At 33.0% G+C, this 1,923-nt stretch carries 1 tRNA gene and 1 pseudogene; both read right to left on the bottom strand.

The window, feature by feature from the left end:
• Positions 1–153: 153 nt before the first annotated feature.
• A pseudogene (locus tag ACFIKE_RS09965) lies at positions 154–348 on the bottom strand (integrase); the annotation flags it as partial.
• A 1,499-nt stretch (positions 349–1,847) separates the two neighbouring features.
• Positions 1,848–1,922 (bottom strand) — tRNA-Val (locus ACFIKE_RS09970).
• Position 1,923: the final 1 nt, after the last annotated feature.

The following is a 1,923-nucleotide window of genomic DNA, read 5'->3' on the forward strand; positions in this document are numbered from 1 at the left end:
GTCCCGTAGCTCAGCTGGATAGAGCAACGGCCTTCTAAGCCGTGGGTCACAGGTTCGAATCCTGTCGGGATCACCATGTTTTAGTATAACCAATGTGTTATATAAAAGTTCGGGAATTTTGATTCCATTGTTTCTTTTAACTTATTTTTATGTTTATCCCGAACCTTTTTGTAGCTTTTTGATCGCTTCTATTGCAAGTCGTTTTCTATCGGCTGTTTTGGTATAAAGGGATGCCATTTTATCTTCTGTCCAGCCAAAAAAGCGCTTTCATTTGCGAAACTGTAGCATCTGCATTTTCTTGCCACGTGTTGCTACTATATTACATGCTTTAGGAAACATATTGCAAAAAAACATCTATTGTAATTTTTTTATTTTTTATGAATAATATTATTACGTTTTTCAGTATGATCATTGGTAAGATCGATTTTGATTAGATACAAGGCATGATGGATTCGATTTAGAACCGTTTATGAAACATTGAAGAATAAAAACGATATCTGTTTATGATGAAATTTACAGACGGTACAAGAGATGAAGAATATCTTCTTGTCTTGGGAGCTGTGATTCATACCGAATTACTTTTTTATAGTTTTTTGGTATAAAAAGGTGTTATATGTGCCGCCCAGATAAGATATTGTTTTTTTCAATGAGAGGCATTTGCGGCCAATTTGATTTAACGTGATTGTCACTGTTTCTCAGGTAGGGCTATAGATTTCATCAATGTTTAGGTTTTCTTAGTCTTATAGGTTTAAGAATGTATACTGTGTATTTATATGAATGAAGATAGATTGTATCTTAGAGTTAAATTTTTAGATTTCATATTTACATTTTCAAATGTTTTTTCTTATTTCTTTATAGTTTGTACATCATGTTAGAGGTATTTTAGTATTGGATAACAATTACATTAAAATGTTATGCAGATGAGATCTGAAGGTCTAAACTCATACGGTTCAAGGTGATCATTATTTCAATAGGAATACAGTGTGAGGAGAATGCCATTTTACGCGCTTGTTTTAAGAGATATCTCTTAAAGCTCACAAAAGCCCATTTAACGCTGGCGCTTGTGAGTGGTACAATGATAAATCCATTGCCTCCTATCATCTTTACACTTATGAAGAAATAAGCCAACACTATCATACACTTTGCCTATTTGCCAGCTGCCGATGTTACGATAGATCTTAGCACTTGAGGCAGTTATCGGCATTTTAGCGATTTTTTGTACAATTTTTACCTAATACCAATTTCTTTTATGACGTGTAAGAGAGACGGTTTTGATTAATTCAATATAAATAGGTTTGAATGAGAAAACATTACGATATTCGGATTTCTCATTCAACATGGCAAACAATAAAATATGGTTATAAATTAATGTATTTTCAGAATGAAAAAATTTGCTTTTATCTTGTTTTTTTACTCTTTTTAACATTTCATTATAATCTGTAATTGGTAAAATCAAAATACAGTTTTAAGACTAAGAGTTTTATATCTATCGAAGTGACTGTTGTTATATCTAACTGCTTGGACAACAAGTGTATACCAATAGACATGAAAGAATTAAGAAAAACAAAGGATAGATCAGGAAATAAACAATATTTTTTAGAAAAGAAGCCGATGCTTGTCGAAAGAATTTTAAAATCAAACTTCTAATCTGTTGCAAAATGAGGCTGTTATTACGTTTATGATACTTTTAGATGGCTTCCCCCAAGAGTCCCTATCAGAACGTAAAAAAATATTAGAAACACTCCGTAAAACATACCTGTAGAGGCATATTGCAAAACCTTATTTCCGAATCCCGTACCTTGGAAGAATATGATAACTCAATAATTTATTTATACTATAAAGTTGAATGGTGGGCGTGACAGGGATTGAACCTGTGACCCCTACGATGTCAACGTAGTGCTCTCCCGCTGAGCTACACGCCCA

Origin of the sequence: Bartonella sp. MU70NMGDW (assembly GCF_042194085.1) — a bacterium.
GTDB lineage: Bacteria > Pseudomonadota > Alphaproteobacteria > Rhizobiales > Rhizobiaceae > Bartonella > Bartonella grahamii.